This window comes from Methylobacterium sp. TK31 (assembly GCF_055361545.1).
On record NZ_CM143964.1, the window covers coordinates 3255612 to 3279177 of the forward strand.

At 70.7% G+C, this 23566-nt stretch carries 21 protein-coding genes; 8 read left to right on the forward strand and 13 right to left on the reverse strand.

The annotated features are described in order from the left end of the window. Positions 1 to 234: 234 nt before the first annotated feature. Positions 235 to 1194: a tRNA (adenosine(37)-N6)-dimethylallyltransferase MiaA gene (miaA, locus tag ACXJY8_RS15100; RefSeq protein ID WP_463770226.1), complete on the reverse strand. Its 960-nt coding sequence runs from the start codon at positions 1192 to 1194 to the stop codon at positions 235 to 237. Between the two features lie 19 nt (positions 1195 to 1213). Here miaA and serB point away from each other — a divergent pair, with 19 nt between their 5' ends. Beyond that, positions 1214 to 2110, forward strand: a complete 897-nt coding sequence (gene serB / locus ACXJY8_RS15105) for a phosphoserine phosphatase SerB (RefSeq protein ID WP_463770228.1) — start codon at positions 1214 to 1216, stop codon at positions 2108 to 2110. A 307-nt stretch (positions 2111 to 2417) separates the two neighbouring features. Here serB and ACXJY8_RS15110 read toward each other — a convergent pair whose 3' ends face one another. The 6 genes from ACXJY8_RS15110 to ACXJY8_RS15135 all read right to left on the reverse strand — a co-directional run bounded on the left by ACXJY8_RS15110 (position 2418) and on the right by ACXJY8_RS15135 (position 8588). Further along, entirely contained in the window at positions 2418 to 3956 is a 1539-nt protein-coding gene (locus ACXJY8_RS15110) for a DegQ family serine endoprotease (RefSeq protein ID WP_463770230.1), read from the reverse strand. A 107-nt stretch (positions 3957 to 4063) separates the two neighbouring features. Continuing rightward, the gene (gene hflC, locus ACXJY8_RS15115; RefSeq protein ID WP_463770232.1) at positions 4064 to 5017 is read right to left on the reverse strand and encodes a protease modulator HflC; all 954 of its coding nucleotides are present in this window, start codon (positions 5015 to 5017) and stop codon (positions 4064 to 4066) included. Continuing rightward, positions 5014 to 6183, reverse strand: coding sequence for an FtsH protease activity modulator HflK (gene hflK / locus ACXJY8_RS15120; protein WP_463770234.1), 1170 nt, complete (start codon positions 6181 to 6183; stop codon positions 5014 to 5016). The genes hflC and hflK overlap by 4 nt, the downstream gene beginning before the upstream one ends. 259 nt (positions 6184 to 6442) lie before the next feature. Then, a complete protein-coding gene (locus ACXJY8_RS15125; protein ID WP_463770236.1) occupies positions 6443 to 6940 on the reverse strand; it encodes a dihydrofolate reductase in 498 nt (165 codons plus the stop codon). Then, entirely contained in the window at positions 6940 to 7734 is a 795-nt protein-coding gene (locus ACXJY8_RS15130) for a thymidylate synthase (RefSeq protein ID WP_463770238.1), read from the reverse strand. The genes ACXJY8_RS15125 and ACXJY8_RS15130 overlap by 1 nt, the downstream gene beginning before the upstream one ends. A 101-nt stretch (positions 7735 to 7835) precedes the next feature. Beyond that, entirely contained in the window at positions 7836 to 8588 is a 753-nt protein-coding gene (locus ACXJY8_RS15135) for a CPBP family intramembrane glutamic endopeptidase (protein WP_463770240.1), read from the reverse strand. A gap of 438 nt (positions 8589 to 9026) precedes the next feature. Here ACXJY8_RS15135 and ACXJY8_RS15140 point away from each other — a divergent pair, with 438 nt between their 5' ends. Beyond that, the gene (locus ACXJY8_RS15140) at positions 9027 to 9677 is read left to right on the forward strand and encodes an SspB family protein (protein WP_463770242.1); all 651 of its coding nucleotides are present in this window, start codon (positions 9027 to 9029) and stop codon (positions 9675 to 9677) included. 738 nt (positions 9678 to 10415) lie between these two features. Here ACXJY8_RS15140 and ACXJY8_RS15145 read toward each other — a convergent pair. Beyond that, a complete protein-coding gene (locus ACXJY8_RS15145) occupies positions 10416 to 11825 on the reverse strand; it encodes a cytochrome P450 (protein ID WP_463770244.1) in 1410 nt (469 codons plus the stop codon). 154 nt (positions 11826 to 11979) lie between these two features. Between ACXJY8_RS15145 and fumC the strand changes: the two genes are divergently transcribed. The 3 genes from fumC to ACXJY8_RS15160 all read left to right on the forward strand — a co-directional run bounded on the left by fumC (position 11980) and on the right by ACXJY8_RS15160 (position 13971). Then, positions 11980 to 13392, forward strand: a complete 1413-nt coding sequence (fumC, locus tag ACXJY8_RS15150) for a class II fumarate hydratase (RefSeq protein ID WP_463770246.1) — start codon at positions 11980 to 11982, stop codon at positions 13390 to 13392. A 14-nt stretch (positions 13393 to 13406) separates the two neighbouring features. After that, the gene (locus ACXJY8_RS15155; protein WP_463770248.1) at positions 13407 to 13598 is read left to right on the forward strand and encodes a DUF4169 family protein; all 192 of its coding nucleotides are present in this window, start codon (positions 13407 to 13409) and stop codon (positions 13596 to 13598) included. A gap of 154 nt (positions 13599 to 13752) precedes the next feature. Further along, positions 13753 to 13971 carry a ribbon-helix-helix domain-containing protein gene (locus tag ACXJY8_RS15160; protein ID WP_463770250.1) on the forward strand — a complete coding sequence of 73 codons (219 nt, stop codon included), beginning with the start codon at positions 13753 to 13755 and terminating at the stop codon, positions 13969 to 13971. Here ACXJY8_RS15160 and ACXJY8_RS15165 read toward each other — a convergent pair. Then, positions 13921 to 14760, reverse strand: a complete 840-nt coding sequence (locus tag ACXJY8_RS15165) for an AraC family transcriptional regulator (protein WP_463770252.1) — start codon at positions 14758 to 14760, stop codon at positions 13921 to 13923. The genes ACXJY8_RS15160 and ACXJY8_RS15165 overlap by 51 nt on opposite strands. Positions 14761 to 14847: 87 nt before the next feature. On the opposite strand from ACXJY8_RS15165, the gene ACXJY8_RS15170 reads away from it, so the two are divergent. Beyond that, positions 14848 to 15831 carry an MBL fold metallo-hydrolase gene (locus ACXJY8_RS15170; protein WP_463770254.1) on the forward strand — a complete coding sequence of 328 codons (984 nt, stop codon included), beginning with the start codon at positions 14848 to 14850 and terminating at the stop codon, positions 15829 to 15831. A 7-nt stretch (positions 15832 to 15838) separates the two neighbouring features. Here the strand turns inward: ACXJY8_RS15170 and ACXJY8_RS15175 are convergent, their stop codons facing one another. The 4 genes from ACXJY8_RS15175 to ACXJY8_RS15190 form a co-directional block, all read right to left on the reverse strand. Next, positions 15839 to 17221: a heterodisulfide reductase-related iron-sulfur binding cluster gene (locus ACXJY8_RS15175; protein WP_463770256.1), complete on the reverse strand. Its 1383-nt coding sequence runs from the start codon at positions 17219 to 17221 to the stop codon at positions 15839 to 15841. A gap of 172 nt (positions 17222 to 17393) precedes the next feature. After that, complete coding sequence (locus tag ACXJY8_RS15180) at positions 17394 to 18581, reverse strand: FAD-binding protein (protein WP_463770258.1); 1188 nt, start codon at positions 18579 to 18581, stop codon at positions 17394 to 17396. A gap of 101 nt (positions 18582 to 18682) precedes the next feature. Further along, positions 18683 to 20137 carry a lipopolysaccharide biosynthesis protein gene (locus tag ACXJY8_RS15185; protein ID WP_463770260.1) on the reverse strand — a complete coding sequence of 485 codons (1455 nt, stop codon included), beginning with the start codon at positions 20135 to 20137 and terminating at the stop codon, positions 18683 to 18685. A gap of 91 nt (positions 20138 to 20228) precedes the next feature. Further along, positions 20229 to 21239 carry a magnesium transporter CorA family protein gene (locus tag ACXJY8_RS15190; RefSeq protein ID WP_463770262.1) on the reverse strand — a complete coding sequence of 337 codons (1011 nt, stop codon included), beginning with the start codon at positions 21237 to 21239 and terminating at the stop codon, positions 20229 to 20231. 213 nt (positions 21240 to 21452) lie between these two features. Here ACXJY8_RS15190 and groES point away from each other — a divergent pair, with 213 nt between their 5' ends. Next, positions 21453 to 21740, forward strand: coding sequence for a co-chaperone GroES (groES, locus tag ACXJY8_RS15195; RefSeq protein ID WP_018042554.1), 288 nt, complete (start codon positions 21453 to 21455; stop codon positions 21738 to 21740). A gap of 85 nt (positions 21741 to 21825) precedes the next feature. Next, positions 21826 to 23469 carry a chaperonin GroEL gene (gene groL / locus ACXJY8_RS15200; RefSeq protein ID WP_055956495.1) on the forward strand — a complete coding sequence of 548 codons (1644 nt, stop codon included), beginning with the start codon at positions 21826 to 21828 and terminating at the stop codon, positions 23467 to 23469. The last annotated feature ends 97 nt before the right edge of the window (positions 23470 to 23566 follow it).

A 23566-nucleotide genomic window follows, 5' to 3' on the forward strand; every position in this document is an offset into this window, starting at 1 on the left:
CCGCGCAGCGGAACCCGGGATCCAGACGCGCAGGAGGTTCCAAACCTAACGCCGTCGGCGGCTCTGGATTGCACGCCTCCGGCGCGCCCCTTCGGGTCCGGGCTCGCCTTCGGCGCCCCGGGATGACGGGTTGGGGTTTTTCGGGCGGGGATCGCGGCGGGTGCGGCTCCATCAGCGTCCGACTCTGGCACTGCGTCATCCTGTGCGGTGACCCCGCCTATAAGAGAACGAAACTCACCCGCCTTCAAATCCGAGGCGCGTGTGTACGCGCTCCAGGGCTTCCTCGGGCGGCGTCCAGAGCCAGTCCGGCCCCATCTGGTGTCGGAACCAGGTGAACTGGCGCTTGGCGTAGCGCCGGGTGTCGCCCTGCCCGCGCCGGATCGCCTCCGCCCGGGTGAGCGTCCCGTCGAGATGGGCGATCAGGCCCGGCACCCCGTGGGCGCGCATGATCGGCAGCAGCGGGTCGAGGCGCCGGTCGCGCAGGGCCTCGACCTCGCCGAGCGCCCCGTGCGCGATCATCGCCTCGAAGCGGGCGTCGATGGCCCGGCGCAGGGCCTCGCGCTCGGGCGCCAGGAACAGCTTCAGGAGCGGCAGGCCGGCGAGCGGCCCGGGCGTGCGCGCGCCCTGGAAGTCCGCGATCGGCCGGCCGGTGGCGTCGAGCACCTCAAGGGCGCGCATCACCCGCGCCCGGTCGCTCGGGCGCAGGGCCTCCGCCCCGGCGGGGTCGCGTTCGGCCAGATCGGCGTGGAGGTCCTCCGTCGCCCGGCCCTCGGCCCGCGCCCGCAGGGCCGCGCGGACGGCGTCCGGCACCGGCGGCAGCTCCGACAGGCCCTCCTCCAGCGCCCGGAAATACAGGCCGGTGCCGCCGACGAAGATCGGCAGGCGGCCCGCCTCGCGAAGCGCGCCGATCAGCGGCGCGGCCTCGCGGGCGAAGTGCCCGGCCGAGTAGTTCACCGCCCCGTCGACATGGCCGTAGAGGCGGTGGGGCGCCAGGCCCTCCTCGTCCGCGCTCGGCCGGGCGGAGAGCCGGCGCAGGTCGGCATAGACCTGCATCGAGTCGGTGTTGACCACCACGCCGCCGAGCGCGCGCGCCAGCGCCAGCGCCAGACCCGACTTGCCCGAGGCGGTCGGCCCTGCGATGAGGATCGCCGCCGGCAGGGTGTGCGCTTGGGCGCGTTGCGTGACCGGCGGCACTGGCGTGGAAAACTCCCGGATGACCCTCGTCGCGATCCTGATAGCAAACGAGAGCCGCCCCGCCATCACCGATGCGGTCCTGGCCGAGACCCGGGCGGTGATGCGCACGGAGCACCAGCCCCGCATCCTGCACGGCGAGGTCGCCGCGGAAGTCCTGGTGCCGGGCGCCGAGGCGGATGCGCCGGCCCTGGCGCGCCGCCTGCGCGCGGCGCTCGCCTCCGAGCCGATCGACGTCGCGGTGCTGAGCGCTGGCCCGCACCGGCGCAAGCGCCTGTTCCTGGCCGACATGGACTCGACCATGATCGAGCAGGAATGCATCGACGAACTCGCCGACACGATCGGGCTGAAGGACCATGTCGCCGCCATCACCGAGCGGGCGATGCGGGGCGAGATCGCCTTCGGCCCGGCCCTGCGCGAGCGGGTCGCCCTGCTGCGCGACGTGCCGGTGGAGAAGATCGACGCGCTGATCGCCGAGCGCATCACCCTGACGCCGGGCGGGCGCACGCTGGTCCAGACCATGAAGGCGCACGGCACCCATACCTGCCTGATCTCGGGGGGCTTCACCCTGTTCACCGGCCCGGTCTCGGCCCGGATCGGCTTCGACGAGGCCCACGCCACCACCCTCGGTGTCCGTGACGGCCACCTCACCGGCGAGGTCATCGAGCCGATCGTCGACAAGGAGACCAAGCGCGCGACCCTGATCGCCCTGCGCGGCCGCCTCGGCCTCGACGCCGCCGAAACCCTGGCGGTGGGCGACGGCGCCAACGACCTCGACATGCTCAGCGAAGCCGGCCTCGGCGTCGCCTTCCGGGCCAAGCCCAAGGTGGCGGCCGCCGCGCAGGTGCGCATCGACCACGGCGACCTCACGGCCCTGCTCTACCTGCAGGGGTATGCCTCGGCCGAATTCGTGGGCTGAGCGGCGGCGCGGGTTTCCGGCCTGGACACAGCCGACACCACACCGTCATTCCGGGGCGCCGCAGGCGAACCCGGACCCGAAGGGGCGCGCCAACGGCGTGCAATCCAGAGCCGCTGACCCTACAAAACCTTGCGCCACCTGTGTGTCTGGATCCCGGGCTCCGCTGCGCGGCCCCGGGATGACGGGGAGCGACGGGAAACGTCTTGGCCGGTGAAACAGCCGCCCGCGAACCGAAGCCCCCAGAGGCCAAAACAAAACCGCCGCCCTCTCGGGCGGCGGCTTCGTCGCATCACCGGAGTCGAAGGGATCAGTCGATCCCCAGCGCCACGAAGCGGACGTCGCCGCTCGCGCTGGCGACCAGGAGCAGGACGGACTTGCGGCCGTCCTTCTTGAGCTGGTCGATGCGCTTGCTGACGTCGGCCGGCGCGCTCACCGCCTCCTGACCGACCTCGACGATGACCTCGCCCGGCTTGATCTGCTTGTCGGCCGCCGTGGAGTTCGGATCGACGCGGGTGACGAGGACGCCCTTCAGGCCGTCCTTGAGGCTGTAGCGCTTGCGCGCCTCGTCGGTGATGCCCGAGAGGTTGAGGCCGAGCACCTGGCGCACCGCGCTCTCCGGCTCGGGCTGCTTGACGCTGGCCAGGGTCGGCTTCTCGGTGTCCTCCAGGCGGCCGAGGGTGACGGACTTCGTGGTCTCGGCGCCCTTGCGGATCACCAGCACGTCGACGGTCTTGCCGACCGGGGTCGAGGCGACGATGCGCGGCAGGTCGCTGGACGACTTCACCGCCGTGCCGTTGAACTTGACGATGACGTCGCCGATCTCGAGGCCGGCGGCCTTGGCCGGGCCCTTCTCGTCGACGCCGGCCACGAGCGCGCCCTTGACCCCGTCCTTCATGTCGAGGGCTTCGGCCGTGGTCTCGTCGACGTTCTGGATGCGCACGCCGAGCCAGCCGCGGCGGACCTCGCCGAACTCGCGCAGCTGGTCGATGACCTGGGAGGCGTTGTTCGACGGAACCGCGAAGCCGATGCCGACCGAGCCGCCGGTGGGTGACAGGATCGCGGTGTTGATGCCGATGACCTCGCCGTTCATGTTGAACAGCGGCCCGCCGGAATTGCCCTTGTTGATGGCCGCGTCGGTCTGGATGTAGTTGTCGTAGGGGCCGGACTCGATGTTGCGGCCGCGCGCCGAGACGATGCCGGCCGAGACCGAGCCGCCGAGGCCGAACGGGTTGCCGATGGCGATGACCCAGTCGCCCGGGCGCATTTTTTCGGAGTCGCCGAACGGCACGGCCTTCAGGGGCTTGCCGGCTTCCGGCTTCACCCGCAGCACCGCCAGATCGATCTTGGCATCCTTGCCGATGATCTCGGCCTTCAGCTTGGTGCCGTTGTGCAGGATGACCTGGATGTCGTTGGCGTCGCCGATGACGTGGTTGTTCGTCACCACGATGCCGGAGGCGTCGATGATGAAGCCCGAGCCGAGGGAGTTCGACTTGCGCTGGCGCGGGCGCTCCGCCTCGCTGCGGTCGCCACCGCCGCCGCCGCGCTGGCCGCGCTTGTTGAAGAACTCCTCGAACAGGTCCTCGAAGGGCGTGCCCTGGGGCAGCTGCGGGCCGGAACGGGTGCTGGGGCGCGCGTCGACGGTGGTCGAGGCCGAGATGTTGACCACGGCGTCGGTGACCTGGTCGGCGAGGTCGGCCAGGGATTCGGGGCCCTTGGCGAAGGCCGGCGCCGGGGCGCCGGTCACGGCCAGGGCGGTCGCCAGCGCCGCGGCGGCGAGGGCGGAGCGCAGGCTGCGCTGGAGCGCTCGGGAACGGGGCGCCCGGACGGCGCTCGCGACGGGAAGCATGGTCGACCTCATGTGTGTCTGGACGGTCTTAGATCGTCCGCGCCGGTCCCCGATCAAGAGTCCGGCGGCGAACCGAGGGTTCGCCGCCGGCATGTGGTCGGGTCCCGTCAGCGGGTGCTGCCCGTCGAGCCGGGCTCCGCCGGCGCCCGCGTGCGGGCGGCCGGGCTCGCGGGGGTCCGGCCCTGCGGATCGCTGAAGTACCGGAAGAAGTCCGACGAGGGGCTGATCACCAGCCGGGTGTCGGAGCCCTTCAGGCCGGTCTCGTAGGCCTGCATGGAGCGGTAGAAGCTGAAGAAGTCCGCGTCCTTGCCGTAGGCTTCCGCGAGGATGCGGTTCTTGTCGGCGTCGCCCTGGCCGCGCAGGGTCTCGGCCGTCTGGTTGGCCTCCGAGAGCAGCACGGTGACGTCGCGGTCGGCCTTGGCCTTGATCGTGACCGCGGCCTGCTCGCCGGTGGCGCGGATGTCGGCCGCCTCGCGCTGGCGCTCCGTCGTCATGCGCTTGTAGACCGCCGAGCTGTTCTGGGCCGGGAGGTCGACGCGGGTCATGCGCAGGTCGACGATCTCGACGCCGAGCTCCTTGGCCTGCTTGTTCACGTCGGCCTGGATCTGGTTCATCAGCTCGGCGCGCTGGGTCCGCACGATGGCGTCGCGGGTCGAGCGGGCGAGCAGGTTGCGCAGGGCCGAGTTGGTGAAACTCGCCAGGAGGGTGTTGGCGCGGGCGATGTTGTTGGCCGACTGGTAGAACTTCAGCGGATCGATGATCCGGTAGCGCGCGAAGGCGTCCACCTCGAGGTTCTGACGGTCGGTGGTCAGCAGGGTCTGCACCGGCAGGTCGAGATCGAGCACCCGCTTGTCGAACAGGACGACGTTCTCGAAGAACGGAAGCTTGAAGTAGAGCCCGGGCTTGTCGGTGCCGGTCTGGTTCAGGACGGCGCGGACGCCGCCGAAGCGCAGCACCAGGGCCTGCTGCATCTGGCCCACGGTGAAGACCGAGGCGTAGAGGCCGACGACGATGGCGGCGGCCACGATCATCAGGCCGGTGCGGAGGGCTTGGTTGTTCATCGGGCCACTCCACCGGCAGCGTTGCGGGGACCGAACTCGGTGAGCGGCAGCACCGGCAGGACGCCGGCGGCGCTGGCGCCTGACCCGGCGCCGGCCCCGTTCTGATCGATGATCACCTTGTTGACCGAGCCCAGGACCCGCTCCATCGTTTCGAGGAAGATGCGCTCGCGGCTGATGACCGGCGCGACCTTGTAGGAATCGTAGACCTGGCTGAAGCGGGAGGCCTGGCCGGTCGCGTCGGCGGTGGACTGCGTCTTGTAGGCCTCCGCCGCCTGGACGATCTGGGCGGCCTTACCGCGGGCCTGCGGAACCTCGCGGCTCTCGTAGGTGCGCGCGTCGTTCTTGGCGCGCTCGGCGTCCTGCTGGGCCGCGTTCACGTCGAAGAAAGCGGGCCGCACCTCCGGCGGGGGCTGCACGCTGACGAGCTGCACGAGCTCGATGCGCACGCCGGCGCCGTATTCGTCGAGGGCCTTCTGGGTGATCTCGCGGACCTCCTGGGCGACGCTCGACTGCTCGTTGGTCAGGATCGGCTGGATGTTGCGGCGGCCGACGACCTCGCGCATCGCGCTCTCGGCGATGGCCTTGATCGTGCCCTCGGGATTCTCGAGGTTGAAGACGAAGTCGGAGGCCTTCAGGGGGTTGATGCGCCACTGCACCTCGAAGTCGAGGTCGACGATGTTCTCGTCGCCGGTGAGCATCAGGCTCTCCTCGGGCTTGTCCACCGTCCGGGTCTGATTGCCGAGGCCGGCGCGGTAGCCGATCTGCACGCTGTTGACCTGGCCGACATTGGGCTTGGTCACGGCGCCGATGGGGGCCGGGAAGTTGTAGTTCAGGCCCTGGCCGGTGGTGCTGGTGTAGCGGCCGAAGACCGTCTCGATGCCGACCTGCTGCGGCGCCACGGTGTAGAACCCGGTGGCGAGCCAGACGGCGACCACGATGCCGCCGGCGATCAGGATGCCGCGACCGCCGCCGAAGGAGCCGCCTGGGAGCACGCCGCGCAGCCGGTCCTGGCTGCGCCGCAGGAGTTCCTCGAGGTCGGGCGGAGTCTTGCCGCCGCCGCCCCCGCCGCCCCACGGGCCACCCCCGCCGCCATTGCCGCCGCCGCCTCGGCCCCAGGGCCCTCCCCCGTTGCCGCTACCGCCGCCGCTCTGATTGCTCCAAGGCATGCTCGCCGATCTCTCCTGTTCCAGCAGCGTCTGCGCCGCGCACGAAGCCCACCCGCGCTCTCCGACCCGGCCTCCTCAGGAGGCGGGCCGGAACTCCCCCGCGTGGACAAGAGTGTTGATCTCGTCGTGACCCGACCCTGGCACCTGCGTGGGCGCGCGTGATCCTGTCAAGATTGCCACTTGGGCATCGGGCGCGGGAAAGACAACCGCACCGGTCGCCATTGCGCAATGGGTCGCGGTGCCATGGTTTACGGCGCGGTCACGCCGTGCGCTCCAGATCGACGAAGCTGAAGGCGCAGGCGTCGTGCTCTCCGGGCGGATGCGCCTCGCGGTGCGTCTCGTGGTAGCGGCTCCGGTCGAAGGGCGGGAACGCCGTGTCGCCCTCGGGCGCGAGATCGACCTCGGTAAGGTGGATGCGCGCCGCGTGGGGAAGCGCCAGGGCGTAGATCTCGCCGCCGCCCGCCACCATCAGCTCCTCGGCCCCCTCGGCCGCCGCCAGGGCGCCCGCCCAGTCATGCGCCACCGCCACCTCGGGCACCGCGAAGCCGGGGTCGCGGGTGAGCACGATGGTGCGCCGGCCGGGCAGCGGCCGGCCGATCGACGCGAAGGTCTTGCGCCCCATGAGCAGGGGCTTGCCCATGGTGAGGGCCTTGAACCGGCGCAGGTCGCTGCGCAGGCGCCAGATCAGGTCGTTGTCGCGCCCGATGATGCCGTTGCGGGCGACCGCCGCGATGATCGTGATGCGGGGGGCGGGCATCAGACCGCCACCGGGGCGCGAATCGCCGGATGGGGGTCGTAGCCCTCCACCGCGATGTCCTCGAAGCGGAAATCGAAGAGCGAGGTTACGGCGGGATTGAGCACGAGGCGCGGCAGCGGCCGCTGGTCCCGCGTCAGCTGCAGCCGGGCCTGCTCGAGGTGGTTCACGTAGAGATGGGCGTCGCCCAGGGTGTGGACGAAGTCGCCGGGCTCCAGCCCCGTCACCTGGGCGATCATCGCCGTGAGGAGGGCGTAGCTCGCGATGTTGAAGGGCACGCCGAGGAAGACGTCGGCCGAGCGCTGGTAGAGCTGGCACGAGAGCCGCCCCTCAGCGACGTAGAACTGGAACAGGCAGTGGCAGGGCGCCAGCGCCATCCGGTCGAGGTCGGCCGGGTTCCAGGCCGAGACGATGAGGCGCCGGGAATCCGGGTTGCGGCGGATCTCGTCGAGGACCCAGGCGATCTGGTCGACGCTGCCGCCGTCGGGCTTGGCCCAGGAGCGCCACTGGTGGCCGTAGACCGGGCCGAGATCGCCGTTCGCGTCCGCCCACTCGTCCCAGATGCTGACGCCGTTGGCCTGGAGCGCGCGCACATTGGTGTCGCCGGTGAGGAACCACAGCAGCTCGTGGATGATCGAGCGCAGGTGCAGCTGCTTCGTGGTGACGAGGGGGAAGCCCTCCGCGAGGTCGAAGCGCATCTGGTGCCCGAACACCGAGAGGGTGCCGGTGCCGGTCCGGTCGTCCTTGCGCACCCCGTCCTGCAGGATGCGTTCGAGAAGCTGGTGATAAGCGTGCATCGCGGCTCCGAGGCGGGGCACCCGGAATACCCCGAAGCGCCGGGGCTGGCGAGGTCGCGGGCCGGGACGTCAACATCTTCGTCGCCACACCCGCCCCGCGCTCAGTCCAGCGCGGGGGCGAGCACGTAGGCGATCATGGCGAGGTTGCTCCAGGCGTGCAGCAGGATGCCCGGCCAGAGCCGCCCGCTGCGCCAGCGCACCCAGCCGAGGACCAGCGCCAGGGGGATCAGCGAGACCGGCCGGGCGAAGCCCGCGGGGGTGAGGTGGGCGCCGGCGAAGAGCAGCGCGGTCGCCAGGATCGCGCCGCGCGCCGCGAAGGTCTGCCGCGCCCGGGCGAACAGCGCGCCGCGCATCAGCAGTTCCTCGGCCAGCGGCGCCAGCACGAGCACGTAGGCGAACCACAGGGCCGCCGCCGCCGGGGTCAGGCCCGGCGACAGGGCGGTGTGCCGGCCGATGGGCATCCGGAACAGCTCGGCGCTGCCGGTCACCCAGGTGATGTGGATCAGGGGCCAGACCAGCAGGATCGCGGCGAAGCGGCGCGCCGACAGGCCCGGGGCGCCGGGCCCCCAGGGCGGCGGCACCGGCGCCGCCAGGGCCAGGGTCCGGCGCCAGGCCGCCCCGTCCCGCCAGCGCACCGCACCCACGACGAGGAGGGCGAGGACGACCTGCCGGACCACGTCCACGGCGAGCTCCCGCATGGCGAGCTGGCGCGGATGCAGCCGCGGCCGCTCCCCGCCGAGGAGGGCGATGCCGTCGATCCAGTCGCCGCCGACCCGGACGATGACCAGGGCCAGGAGGGTCGCGGCCGCCAGCGCCAGGAAGGCCGCGAAAGCCAGCCCGGCGAGCGCCGTCACGGCCCCGAGGCCGGTCCGCACCCGCGACGCGCGGGGCTGTGGGCATGCGGGCCACGCCGCCTGCGACTCCGGCAGCGGCGCCCCATCATCGGGCTTCAAATGCGGCGGCACTCCCACTATAATCAAGGCGTTGGCCGAGGGGCTCGGCGAGGTCGGGGATCCGGCGGCGCCGGAACGGGGTTCGCGGCCGGAACGGTAACCCGGCGGCGGCGCTCCGGACCACGGGCTTTTGGACGCAAGGCCCCCGTCCGCGAGGCCCCGAGGCTCGACAGGCTCCGGGTTTTGGCGGAAGCTCGGTCTTCGGCCAGCCGATGTCACGGCCGTTCAGGCAGGGTTCCGGGAGGGCCGTTCACCGGTGCTCCCATTCGATTTTCATCCGACCCGGAGCGCCCTCGCGGCGTGAGACGGCGGGCAGTGACCGGGCATAAGCGACCGCAGATGGCAGACGACCTGATCCGCTACGATCTCCTGGTGCAGGACGCCCTGCGCGGCGTGGTGCGCAAGGTGCTGACCGACGCGGCCCGCGAGGGCCTCGCGGGCGAGCACCACTTCTACGTCTCGTTCCGCACCGAGGCGCCGGGCGTGCGCATGTCGCAGCGCCTGCGGGAGAAGTACCCGCAGGACATGACCATCGTGCTCCAGCACCAGTTCTGGGATCTCGGCGTCACCGAGCACACCTTCGAGGTCGGGCTGTCCTTCTCCGGCGTGCCCGAGCGCCTGCTCGTACCCTTCGACGCCCTGACCGGCTTCTTCGATCCCTCCGTGCAGTTCGGCCTCAAGTTCGACCTCAGCGAGGGCACGGAGGCGGTCGCCGCCGAGGAGGAGCCGGAGGAGGATGCGCCGGCCGCCGGCGGCAAGACCCCGCCGCGCGGCGCCGCCTCCGAGCCGACCGAGATCAAGCCGAAGGGCACCGGCCTCGCCACCATCGGCAGCGCCGTCCCGAAGATCGGCGCCGCACCGGCGCCCGCCGCCCAGGCCGCGAAGGCCGAGGACGGCTCCGAGTCCAAGGCCCCGGCCAAGAAGGCCGAGGACGCCCCCGAGACCAGCGCCGAAGTCGTCAGCCTCGACGCCTTCCGCAAGAAGAGCTGATCGGCGGGGGCGACCGCCCCGTCATCCCGGGGCGCCGCCGGCGGACCCGGAATCCAAAGCCGCCGACGGCGTCATGTCCGACACCCCCTGCGGATCTGGATCCCGGGTTCCGCTGCGCGGCCCCGGGATGACTCGGTGCTGTGTTCGAGACCGGTGGAGCCGCACCCGCCTCTTCCCCTTCCGAGAAATCCACACCGTCATTCCGGGGCGCCGCAGGCGAGCCCGGAATCCAGAACCGCCGACGGCGTCGGGTTCGGCACCCCCTTGCGCGTCTGCATCCCGGGTTCCGCTGCGCGGCCCCGGGATGACGCGGTGCTGTGTTCGAGACCGGTGGAGCCGTACCCTCCTCTTCCCCTTCCGAGAAATCCACGCCGTCATTCCGGGGCGCTGCCGGCGGACCCGGAATCCAGAACCGCCGACGGCGTCATGTCCGACACCCCCTGCGGATCTGGATCCCGGGTTCCGCTGCGCGGCCCCGGGATGACGCGGTGCTGTGTTCGAGACCGGTGGAGCCGCACCCGCCTCTTCCCCTTCCGAGAAATCCACGCCGTCATTCCGGGGCGCCGCAGGCGAGCCCGGAATCCAGAACCGCTGACAGCGTCATGTCCTACACCACCTGCGCGTCTGCATCCCGGCTTCCGCGGCGCGGCCCCGGGATGCCTCGGTGCCGCGCGCGGGATCTTCCTCCATGACCCGCACGACGGAAATGCCGGCCCTTCGGAGCGCGGAGCGCGTCCCTCACCCCCGCGGGTGCACGGTCATGTGCAGCCCGTGCTCGGGCCGGAGCGTCACCCGGTGGAGCGGCGTCACCGGGGCGTGGTCGTCGGCCAGCGTGAAGCGGGCGGCGCGGGCGATGTGGGCCAGCACCACCACGGCCTCCTGCAGGGAGAAGCTCTGGCCGATGCAGACGCGCGGGCCGGCCCCGAAGGGCAGGTAGGCGAAGCGCGGGATCGCGGCGCGGGCCTCCGGCAGGAAGCGCTCGGGCATGAAGGCCTCGGGCTCCTGCCACAGGGTCTTGTGGCGGTGGAGCACGTAGGGCGCCACCATCACCAGGGAGCCCTTGGGGATCTTGATGCGGCCGATCCGGTCCTCGGCGATGGCCTGCCGGCTCAGGAACGGCACCGGCGGGAAGAGCCGCATGGTCTCCTCCATCACCGCCTTCGTGTAGGGCAGCGCCTCCGCGTCGAAATCCTGGTCCGCCGGCACGGCGTCGACCTCGGCCTCGATCCGGGCCCGGGCGGCCGGGTCCTGCGACAGGCAGTAGAGCGCCCAAGTCAGGGCGTTGGCGGTGGTCTCGTGGCCGGCCGCGATGAAGGTGACGATGTTGGCCTTCACCTCGAGATCGGTGAGCCCCTTGCCCGTCTCCGGGTCCTGCGCCTTCAGGAGAAGCGTCAGCAGGTCGGCCGGCGCGGTGCCCTGGGCGATCAGGGCGCGGCGGCGCTCGATCAGCTCGTCCACCACCTCGGCGAAGAATCGGATGGCGGGGCGCGCCCGCAGGCGGCCGATGCGGGGCACGAAGCCCGGCACCCCGAACACGTCGAGGGGATCGATCGGCCCGACCGATTCGAGGAAGCGGGTGATCGCCCGGCCCAGGGCGTCGGGATCGCTGGCGAGGCCGTGGGTGAAGATCGTCCGCTCCAGCACGTCGAGGGTGACGCGGGTCATCTCCAGGGCGACGTCGATGCGGGTGCCGTCGCGGCGCGCCAGCCGGCGGGCGATGCGGGCGCCGGCGGCGTTCATCGGCGCATTGAAGCCGAGCACGTGCCGGGCCGAGAAGATCGGCGCCAGGGTCCGGCGCTGCAGCTTCCACTCGTCGCCCTCGGCGGTGAGCAGCCCGTTGCCGAGGCCGGGGGCGAGGACGCGCCGCTGCAGGTCGTCCTTGCGGTAGTTGGCGGCGTTCTCGACGTAGAGGTAGCGGATCAGGGCCGGGTCGCTGACCACGGTGACCCGCCCGAGGGCGCCGTCGGCGGCCACCACCGGCTTCTCGAAATGCACGTCGAGCCAGGTCGTCAGCGGATTGGCCCGGGCCGCCTTGAGGAAACCGAACAGGCCCGGCTGCTCGCGCAGGGGCTTCGGGACCGCCGGCCGGAAGCGGAGCGGCGGCACCGGTTCGACGCGGGCTTCTACGAGGGCGGCGGCAGGCGGCATGTAGGACAACTCCGGGTCCCCGGGGGGCTGGCACGGGGGGCTGTGAAGCCATGACAATTCGGCGCCGGGCACACGGCCCGCTCACGATGCGCCATCGCGGTTTGGATGCGTGCGGTTTAAGTAGGGTCCGTTCTAGCCAGACGAAGAGGCCACGATGTCGCCCACCGAGACGCCCGCCACCCGCACCGAGTCCGACACCTTCGGCCCGATCGAGGTCCCGGCGCATCGTTACTGGGGCGCGCAGACGCAGCGCTCGATCCAGAACTTCAAGATCGGCACCGAACGGATGCCGGCGCCCCTCGTCCACGCGCTCGGCATGGTCAAGCAGGCCGCCGCCCTGGTGAACCAGGATCTCGGCGCCCTCGACCCGAAGGTGGCCCAGGCCGTCGCGGCCTCCGCGGCCGAAGTGGTCTCCGGCGAACACGACCAGGAATTCCCCCTGGTGGTCTGGCAGACCGGCTCGGGCACCCAGTCGAACATGAACGCCAACGAGGTGATCGCCAGCCTCGCCAACGAGCTCCTGGGCGGCAAGCGCGGCGGGAAGTCGCCGGTCCACCCCAACGACCACGTCAATCGCGGCCAGTCCTCCAACGACGTGTTCCCCACCGCGATGCACATCGCGGTCTCGCGCGAGATCAACGACCGCCTGCTGCCGGCCCTGAAGCACCTGCACGACGCGCTCCAGGCCAAGTCCGAGTCCTTCGCCTCCATCGTCAAGATCGGCCGCACCCACCTGCAGGACGCGACCCCGGTCTCGCTCGGCCAGGAATTCTCCGGCTACGTCGCCCAGGTGGCGCTCGGCACCGAGCGCGTGAAGGCGACGCTGCCGGGCGTGCTGGCGCTGGCCCAGGGCGGCACGGCGGTGGGCACCGGCCTCAACGCCCATCCCGAATTCGCGGAAAAATTCGCCGCCAAGGTGGCGGAGCTGACCGGCCTGCCCTTCACCTCGGCCGCCAACAAGTTCGAGGCCCTGGCGACGCACGACGCCCTGGTCTTCACGCAGGGCGCGCTGACCGCCCTGGCCTCGGGCCTGTTCAAGATCGCCCAGGACATCCGCTTCCTCGGCTCGGGCCCGCGCTCGGGCCTCGGCGAGCTCTCGCTGCCGGAGAACGAGCCCGGCTCGTCGATCATGCCCGGCAAGGTCAACCCGACCCAGTGCGAGGCCCTGACGATGGTCTGCGCCCAGGTGATCGGCAACGGCACCACCGTGAGCCTGGCCGGCAGCCAGGGCAATTTCGAGCTGAACGTGTTCAAGCCCGTGATCGCCAACGCGGTGCTGCAGTCGATCCGCCTGATCGCCGACGCCGCCGTCAGCTTCACCGACAATTGCGTCGTCGGCATCAAGGCGAACGAGGACAAGATCGCCGACCTGATGAGCCGCTCGCTGATGCTGGTGACCGCGCTCGCGCCCTCGATCGGCTACGACAAGGCCGCCGAGATCGCCAAGACCGCGCACAAGAACGGCACCACCCTCAAGGAGGAGGCCCTGCGCCTCGGCTACGTCACGGCCGAGGAGTTCGAGCGCGTGGTGCGCCCCGAGACGATGCTGGCGCCCAGCGCCGAGTGAGGGAGCCGACCGGTATGGCGGAGATCATCAACCTGCGCCAGGCCCGCAAGGACCGGGCGCGGGTGGAGAAGGAGGCGAAGGCCGCGGACAACCGCATCGCCTTCGGCCGCCCGAAGAAGGCCAAAACCCTGGCCGAGGCCAAGAAGGCCATCGAGGTCTCGCGCCACGAGGGCCACAAGCTCGTGGGGCCGGATTCGGAGGGGTGATGGGGGACGCGGCACGTGACCCTCTCCCCTCTGCGGGAGAGGGTGCCTGCGGAGCAGGCGGGAGAGGGAGCGACCTTTCCGGATATGGCGCTCCCCTCTCCCGGTCGCTCCGCGACCACCCTCCCCCGCAGAGGGGGGAGGGTCGGGTGCCGGAATGACCAACGGCATCACCAAGCGCTCCGTGATGATCGCCGGGCACCGGACCAGCGTGTCCCTGGAGGACCCGTTCTGGGACGCCCTGCGGGCGATCGCAGGCGCGCGCGGCCAGTCCGTCCAGGCCCTGATCGGCGCCGTCGATGCCGGCCGGGACGGCCAGAACCTCTCATCCGCCCTCCGGGTGTTCGTGCTGGCGGAGATGCGCGATCGCACCTGACGGCCGCGACGGGCTCGGGCGGCGGATGTCCTGCAGGCTGTAGGAGGCCGGCGCGCCGAAGGTCCGGCGGAAGGCGTTGGCGAAGTGCGCCTGGTCGGCGAACGCCGCCTCGTGCGCGGCCCCGGTGAAGTTGGCACCGCGCAGGACGGCCTCGATGGCGCGGCGCATGCGCAGCCAGCCGCGATAGCGCCGGAACGGGACACCCATGGTCGCGCTGAACAGGTGCTGCATCCGGGAGGAGGACAGGGACGCCGCCAGGGCCAGCCGTTCCGCGCTCATCCCGGCCTCCGGCCGGGCCCGCAGATCGACGAGGATCTTCGCGATCCGGGGATCGGCCGGCCGATCGACCCGCCGTGCCGCGAAACCGGACAGGTCGGCGATGGCTTCGCCCGCCCAGTCGCAGGCGTCGCGGCGCTCGAACAGCGACCGCAACGGGCCGATCTCCCCGCCCCTGCCCACCAGGGCGGTGCCGACCGTGTCGGCCGGACCCATCAGGCCCGTCAGGGCCCACGCCCCGGCATCGGGCTCGCGATAGAGGACACCGATGGGTGCGCCGGCGCAATCCAGCTCGTGCGGCATGCCCGCCGGGACGAAGGCCGTACGGCAGGTGAGCCATGACCCCGGCGCGAATCGGATGCGGAAGGCGTCGTAGAGCCCCGCCAGGTAGACCGGGGCCCCGTGCTGGTGGCTGGCATTGTAGCGGAGCGGCCCCGCGAAGAGCGTGTGCGCCCCCTCCACATGCCAGATCGGGACCGGCGACGCGCCGGACGGCGCAGCACGTTCGTTCAAGCTGAGCCCTCCTCCCGCGCGCTAGACCGTTCCGACCGGTCCCGCACCCATCCTGACGGAACCGGCCCTCTCGGGATACGTCCAGCGATGACCGAACTCACCCGCCGTCATCTCGCCGCGACCCTGGTCGCCGGCCTCGCCCTGCCGAAGGCCGCATGGGCGGGCCCACCGACGCACGCCCTGCCCCCGAGCCTGCCCGCCGGCCTGCGGCAGTTCCGCCTCGGCGCCTTCACCGTCACCGCCCTGCGCGACGCCGAGGCGGTCATCGACGGTCCCTGGCCGATCGTGGGCGAGGACCGTCCGAAGGCGGAGGTCGAGGCCCTGATGCGGGCGAACCGGCTCCCGCCGGACCGCTTCGAGCCCGGCTTCACGCCGATCCTCGTCCAGACCGGCCGCGAGACCGTCCTGTTCGACACCGGCAACGGCGAAGTCGGCTTCGTCCCGCGCCCGGCCGGCGGGCAGCTGGCGCAGCGGGTGCGGCAGGCGGGGCTGTCGCCGGACGCGATCGATCTCGTGGTCCTGACCCATTGCCACACCGACCATATCGGCGGCCTCCTGGAGGCCGGGCGCCCGCTCTTCCCCAGGGCCCGCTACGTCATGGGCGACCGGGAATTCGCTTTCTGGAAGGACGACGCGCGCCTCGCGACCGCGCCGGACAGCAACACCTACAAGTCGGCCCGCGTCTTCCGCAGTCACCTGCTCCCCCTCGCCGACCGCATCCGCTTCGTGTCGCCGGGCCAGAATGTGGTCCCGGGCATCGACGCCCTGGCGGCCTTCGGCCACACGCCGGGGCACCTCGCCTTCCATCTGGAGAGCGAGGGCCAGCGCCTGCTGGTCTGGGGCGACTGCGCCCATCACGAGGTCGCCTCGCTGGCACGGCCCGACTGGCACGCCCTGTTCGACCTGGACAAGGCGGCCGGCGCGGCGACCCGGCGGACGATCTACGACATGGCGGCCACCGACCGCATCCTCGTCGCCGGCTACCACACCGCCTTTCCGTCGCTGGGCCACGTCGCCCGCGACGGACTGGGATACCGTTGGATTCCGCTGCCGGACCCGCTCCGGCGCTGACGCGCCCTTACTCCGCTGCCAGCATCATCCGCGCGGGCAGGCCCTCCAGCGCCGCCGGCTTCGGGCCGCCGGTCGCCCAGTCCAGCAGTTCCGCCGTGTGGACGATCGGGATCGCCGTGCCCTTCCCGATCTGGGTGGCGCAGCCGATGTTGCCGGTGGCGATCACGTCGGGGCGCATCCGCTCGATGTTGGCCACCTTCCGGTCGCGCAGGCGGCTGGCGATCTCCGGCTGGAGGATGTTGTAGGTGCCGGCCGAGCCGCAGCAGATGTGCCCCTCGGGCACGTCCTTCACGGTGAAGCCCGCATTCTTCAGGAGGTTCTTCGGTTCGGTGCGGATGCCCTGGCCGTGCTGCATCGAGCAGGCCGAGTGGTAGGCGACCACGAGGTCGGTCTCGACGATCGGCGGCATCAGGCCGATCGTGGCCATGTACTCGGTCACGTCCTTGGCGATGGCCGAGACGCGCTTCGCCTTCTCCGCATAGGCCGGATCCTCGCGGAACATGAAGCCGTAATCCTTGATCGTCGTGCCGCAGCCGGAGGCGGTGACGAGAATCGCGTCGAGGCCGGCGCCGTCCATCTCGGCGATCCAGGCGTCAATGGTCCGCTGGGCCTGGGCATGCGACGAATCCGCCTTGCCCATGTGGTGGGTGAGCGCGCCGCAGCAGCCCTCGCCCTTGGCCTGGACCACCTCGACCCCGTGCCGGGTCAGGAGCCGGATCGCGGCCTCGTTGAAATCGGGACGCAGCACGGATTGGGCGCAGCCGCGCAGCAGGGCCACGCGACCTCGACGCGACGGCGCGGTATACCCCTGCAACGCCGCACTCGCCTCCAGGGCCCGGGTCTCGGCCGGGAAGGTGCCGGGCCGGTCGGTCGGGTTGCGGTTCGGCAGGTGGGCCGGGGCGAGGTCGAGCATCGCCGCGAGGCGGTTGCCGACCCGCGGCAGGCGCGCCACCAGGGGCCGGAACGGGGCGCCGATCTTCGCCCCCAGGAGGGCCAGGCGGAAGCGGTTCGGGTAGGGCAGCACGAAGGCCAGCACGCTGCGGAGCAGCCGGTCGCTCAGGGGACGCTGATAGGTTTCCTCGATATGCGCCCGGGCATGGTCGACGAGGTGCATGTAATGCACCCCCGACGGGCAAGTCGTCATGCAGGACAGGCACGAGAGGCAGCGGTCGACATGCTTGACCACTTCCGGCACCGCCGGCTTTCCACCTTCGAGCATGTCCTTGATCAGGTAGATCCGCCCGCGCGGGGAGTCGAGTTCATCGCCGAGGAGCAGGTAAGTCGGGCAGGTCGCGGTGCAGAATCCGCAATGGACGCAGGTCCGCAGGATCTTCTCGGACGCCGCCATGGCCGGATCGGCGAGCTGCGTCAGGCTGAAATTGGTCTGCACGGCGTGTCCTCGGGTCCACCCTTGCGCCGTCCATCGGACCGGGCGCACCCGGTCCGTGTCGGCATCGTCGTTCTTGGCCCTGTCTGTTTAGAGCGTCTCGCGCCGGTTGCCGAGCCTTGGAATCGCTCCGAACAGCGCGGCCGGCGCGACCTCGTCCCGCACCGGAGGCCGCTCAGATTCCGGCATACATCCGGCCCGGATTGAACAAGCCCTTGGGATCATGGGCGAATTTGATCCCGGCGGTGACCCGCATCAGCGGCTCGGAGAGCGGCTCGAAGACCGGCACGGCGGCGCGGACGGCATCGGGGGCGCGGACCAGCGTGGCGTGGCCGCCCTGCGCCCGCACCGCCCCCCGGACGATCTCCGCGCCGGCATCGCCCGCCGCATCCGTCGCGAGCCAGATCAGGCCACCGCCCCAGTCGTAGAACCAGCGGGCGTCGCGCCGGGCGCCGATCGCGGCCGTGACGGCGGGCCCGCGCGTCGGGGCGGTGGAGATGCGCCAGATCGCGGCATCGCGCGGCTCGGCGAAGGCGGTCGCGTCGCGAATCCGGGTCCAGAGGGCATCGCCGGCCTCGCCCTCGACGATCCCGGGTTCGCCGAAGCGCTTGAGAAGACGGCGCAATTCGCCGAGCCGATAGTCGATCGACTCCGAGAACCCCTCGATCCGCATCAGCGTCCGCGCGGCGCCGCCCTCGATGCCGGCGGGCAGGTGGGCGGCCCCGGTCAGCTCGAAGGGCGAGCCCAGGGCCGCGCTCAGGGCCGCGATCGCGCGCGCATCGTCGAGGTCCGGAAAGGCGAGGGTCGTGACCCGCTCCTGCACGGGGAGCACCTTGAAGGTCACCTCGGTCAGGAGGCCGAGGGTGCCCCAGGAGCCGGCCATCAGCTTCACGAGGTCGAGCCCGGTGACGTTCTTCATCACCCGCCCGCCCGACTTGATCGCCTCGCCGCGCCCGTTGACGAAGCGCACGCCGATCAGGCTGTCGCGGGCGGCTCCCGCATTGATCCGACGCGGCCCGGAATTGTTGGCCGCCGCCACGGCGCCGAAGGTCGGCTCGCCGGTGCTGCCCAGCAGGGGGCGGTGGTCCATCGGCTCGAAGGGCAGCATCTGGCCGCGCGCGGCGAGCAGCACCTGGACCTCGGCCAGGGGCGTGCCCGCCCGGGCGGCGACGACCATCTCGGCCGGCTCGTAGAGGGTGATGCCGGTCAGGCCGGTGCTGGAGAGGGTGCCCTCGTCCTGGGCCGGCCGTCCGATCCCACTCTTGGTCGCACCGCCGACCAGGCGGAGTGGCTCCGCGCCGGAGGCCGCCGCGCGGACGATCTCGGCCGCCGCGCCCTCGTCGTGAGGCTGATATGCACGCATCGTTTCCTGCCTGATCCGGGACGCTCTGCGGCGTCCTCGATCCTGTTCCTGTGCGGCCACCTTAGAGGAGCTTCGCGCCGATGGCATCCGGCGCGGACCCGCTATTCGGCCGGCGCCGCCTCGGACGGAGGCCGGCCGAAGCGGGCCTCCAGGTGCCCGCGCAGGCCCGCGATGTCGAAGAGCCAAACCAGCGCGCCGTAGACCACGATGCCGAGAGGCACACCGATCATCAGGGCCCGGGTCGGCTCGATGTGGCGAAGGGGCAGCAGGCAGAGCGCCATCGCCAGGGAGGCGATGCCGGCCGCCAGGATCTCCCACCAGGGCAGGCGGAGGCGGTCGGGTCCGGTCAGTGCGCGCCAGGCCAGGAGCAGGGTGGCGACGGCGAGGCCGAGGGTCTGGGCGACCGCCACCCCCTCGGGTCCGAGCCGGGATGGCAGGACCCACAGCCCGAGCGCGTTGAGGCCGAGTCCGAGGAGGGCGGCCGCGATCACCGGGCGGGTGCGCCGGCGAATCTGGAAGATCGGGTTCAGGGCGAAGTTCATCATCGCCAAGCAGAAGAAGCCCGGCACCATCAGCCCCGCATAGGCGGCGAAGGGGCCGCGATAGGCCTCCGGAACCACCAGCGCCTCCAGGCCCGGCAGCACCGCCCAGAATCCCACGGCGCAGGGCAGCAGCAGCGCCACCACGACGCCGATGTTGCGCCCGACCTGACGCTCGGCGGCCGCACGGCCCTCCTCCTCCTCGACCCGGACCGCGAGCTGGAACAGCAGCAGGTCGAGGGCGGTCCCGAGGGTGCCGATGCTGCGGGTCGTGACATCGGCGGCGAGGGCGAAGTAGCCGGCTTCGGCGAGTCCCGCATGGGCGGCGATGCTGCCGCGGTTGAGGAAGGGCATCAGCTGATAGATCGCGTTGGCGGCGATGAGCGGCAGGCCGTAGGCGACGAAGAGGCGCCACGCCTCGCGCAGCTTGGGATGCGGGTGCGGGACGGTTGGGTCGCGCAACGGGCGATACAGCAGCAGGACGGCGAAAGCTTGGCTGACGCCCGCCGCTGTCAGCACCCAGACCGGCTGGGGGAAGAACCAAGCGGCACCGGCCATCAGCACGAAAGCGAGGCCGTTCTTGACGGCGACGAGATTGAAGTAGAGCCCGCCGTCGAAGCGGGCTCGGGCGAGCGCGGCATGATAGTCGAACACGCCGATGCCGAGGGCGGCCACCGCCGCGCCGGCCGTGATCGCGAGGCGCCCACCCGCACCGGGCTCGATGGTCAGGCCCAATCCGGCGCAGATCAGGGCCGCCGCGAAGAGCGCCAGCGCCAGGACCATGTAGGCGCGGTCGAGACCCTGGCGGATCCAGGGTTCATCCAGGCGAACCCGGGTCGAGTAGAACCGCGTCGCCGACAGGCGCAGCCACTCGAACAGGACGGTGTTGGCCACGATGGCCCCGGCCGTCGCGAGGGCGAACAGGCCGAAATCGGCGGGACCCAGCAGCTTGGCGATGAGCAGGCCGAGGATGAAGTTCAGGCCGGCATTGAGGATGAAGGCAGCGATCACGGCCATGGCGCGGACGGGTTCATCCTCGGATGCCGGCTCGACGGGGCATCGCTGCGCACGGCTCTAGCACCACGCGGGCAAACATTCCGTCAACCGGTCACAACCAGCCCCGGATGCGGAAGAAAACGATCGGAATGATGGCGCTCACCAGGATCAGGGCGAGGCCGTAGGGATAGCCGTAGACCCATTCCAGCTCGGGCATGTGCTTGAAGTTCATGCCGTACATCGAAGCGATCAGGGTGGGCGGAATGCCGACCACGGACGCCACGGTGAGGACCCGGAAGGTGTTGTTCTGTTCGATGCTGATCAGGCCGAGGGTCGCGTCGAGCAGGAACTGGACGTTCTCCGAGAGCCGGATCTCGAACTCGTCGAGGGAGGCGATGTCGCGACGCACGGCCTCGAAGCGCGGCCCCTGCTCTTCGCCGAGGATATGCTCGCACTCATTGGCCACGAAAGGCACGATCCGCTCCAGACCGAGGAGGCTCGACCGGATCTTGCCGAGGGTCTTCCCGCGCCGGCCGATGCCGCGCAGGATCCGGCGCAGCGCCAGGTCGCGCCGGCGGGGCGTCTGGGCGCGGAGCTTGGTATCCCCGGCGGGAGCCCCGCTACGGACATCGAAATCGAAGATCCGCGTGGACAACTCGTCGAGGTCGGCCCCCATGTCCTCGAGGGAGTCCGCGAGGCTGTCGACCAATTCCTCCATCAGAAGGAGGAAGATCTCGGTGGAGGTTGTGCCCGGCCCGTCGCCGGCGTCGATGCGCTTCTTCACCTCCGCGAAGGCGCGCAACTCGTGGAAGCGCACGGTGACGAGGCGGTCGCGGGTCAGCACGAAGCCCAGGGGCTTCAACTGGGTGTCGAGCTTGTCGAAGGTGACCATCGGGGTGGACAGCGAGAAGCCGGACTTCAGCCGCCGCAGCCGGCTCGAGTTCTCGACCTCGCTCAGCGCCTTCCGGGAGGGCACCCGGATGCCGGTGCAGGCCTCGACCCGCTGGGCCTCCTCGGCGCTCGGATCATCGAGATCGATCCAGACGACCTGCGAGGGGTAAGCCGCCGCCGGCGACTGGGCCTCGGGCTCGACCGCGCCTTGCGGACCATGAAGCTTGATCATCCGCGAAGGACTTTCCGTCGTCGTGGGGAATCGGGGGATGATCCTGTCGCCGGATCGTCGTCGGAGCCTGCGACAGTCTTGACTCGAACGGCTCCCGCGCCTAACTCGGCGCCAGCGTTAGCACTCACTCAAGGAGAGTGCTAACGGCCTGGGTTGAGCGCGCTGCCGCGCCGCATCAACGCCATCCACGAATTTGAAGCAAGAGGGCAGCTCATGAAGTTCCGTCCGCTGCACGACCGTGTCGTCGTCCGCCGCATCGAAGGCGAAGAGAAGACCAAAGGCGGCATCATCATTCCGGACACCGCCAAGGAGAAGCCGCAAGAGGGCGAGATCGTCGCCGTCGGCCCCGGCGCCCGTGACGAGGCCGGCCGCGTGAACCCGCTCGACGTCAAGGCCGGTGACCGCGTCCTGTTCGGCAAGTGGTCCGGCACCGAGGTCAAGATCGACGGTCAGGACCTCCTGATCATGAAGGAATCCGACATCATGGGCGTCGTCGCCTAAGTCGGTTTTCGGTTCTCCTCCCTTCCACGAGCCCTTCGAGGGCGCCGTCCGGCGCCTCGGGGCCCATCACTGACAAGGATCTGACATGGCAGCGAAAGAAGTCCGCTTCGCCTCCGACGCCCGCGAGAAGATGCTCCGTGGCGTCGACATCCTCGCCGACGCGGTGAAGGTGACGCTCGGCCCCAAGGGCCGCAACGTCGTCATCGAGAAGTCCTTCGGCGCGCCCCGCATCACCAAGGACGGCGTCACCGTCGCCAAGGAGATCGAGCTCGCCGACAAGTTCGAGAACATGGGCGCCCAGATGGTGCGCGAAGTGGCCTCGAAGACCAACGACATCGCGGGCGACGGCACCACCACCGCCACCGTGCTGGCCCAGGCCATCGTCCGTGAAGGCGCCAAGTACGTCGCCGCCGGCATGAACCCGATGGACCTGAAGCGTGGCATCGACCTCGCCACCACCGCCGCCGTGAAGGACATCACGAGCCGCGCCAAGAAGGTCGCCTCGTCCGAGGAAGTCGCTCAGGTCGGCACCATCTCGGCCAACGGCGACAAGGAAATCGGCGAGATGATCGCCCACGCCATGCAGAAGGTCGGCAACGAGGGTGTCATCACCGTCGAGGAGGCCAAGACGGCCGAGACCGAGCTCGACGTCGTCGAGGGCATGCAGTTCGACCGCGGCTACCTCTCCCCGTACTTCATCACGAACGCGGAGAAGATGGTCGCCGAGCTCGAGGACCCCTACATCCTCATCCACGAGAAGAAGCTGTCCTCGCTCCAGGCGATGCTGCCGGTTCTCGAGGCCGTGGTGCAGACCGGCAAGCCGCTCGTCATCATCGCCGAGGACATCGAGGGTGAGGCGCTCGCCACGCTCGTCGTCAACAAGCTGCGCGGCGGCTTGAAGGTCGCGGCCGTGAAGGCTCCGGGCTTCGGCGACCGCCGCAAGGCCATGCTCGAGGACATCGCGATCCTGACCCAGGGTCAGATGATCGCCGAGGATCTCGGCATCAAGCTCGAGAACGTCACCCTCCCGATGCTCGGTCGCGCCAAGCGCATCCGCATCGAGAAGGAGACCACCACGATCATCGACGGTCTCGGCGAGAAGTCGGACATCGAGGCCCGCGTCGGTCAGATCAAGGCGCAGATCGAGGAGACCACCTCGGACTACGACCGTGAGAAGCTGCAGGAGCGCTTGGCCAAGCTCGCAGGCGGCGTCGCGGTCATCCGCGTCGGCGGCGCGACCGAGGTCGAGGTTAAGGAAAAGAAGGACCGCGTCGACGACGCGCTGAACGCCACCCGCGCTGCGGTGGAAGAGGGCATCGTTCCCGGCGGCGGCACTGCCCTCCTCCGTGCCCGTGAGGCCGTCCGCGCTCTGAAGAGCGACAACCCGGACGTCCAGGCCGGCATCAAGATCGTGCTGAAGGCGCTCGAGGCTCCGATCCGTCAGATCGCCGCCAACTCCGGCGTCGAGGGCTCGATCGTGGTCGGCAAGATCACCGACAACACCTCTTCGATCACCTTCGGCTTCAACGCCCAGACCGAAGAGTACGTCGACATGATCCAGGCCGGTATCGTCGACCCGGCCAAGGTCGTGCGCACCGCCCTTCAGGACGCGGCCTCGATCGCCGGCCTCCTCGTCACCACCGAGGCCATGATCGCCGATGCTCCGAAGAAGGACAGCGGCGCCCCGGCGATGCCGGGCGGCGGCGGCATGGGCGGCATGGACTTCTAAGAAGTCCGAACCGCACCGGATCGGAATGGGGGTCGCCGCGAGGCGGCCTCCTTTTCGTATGAACCGCTGCCATCGGCAGCTGAGCAGCGACGTGGCC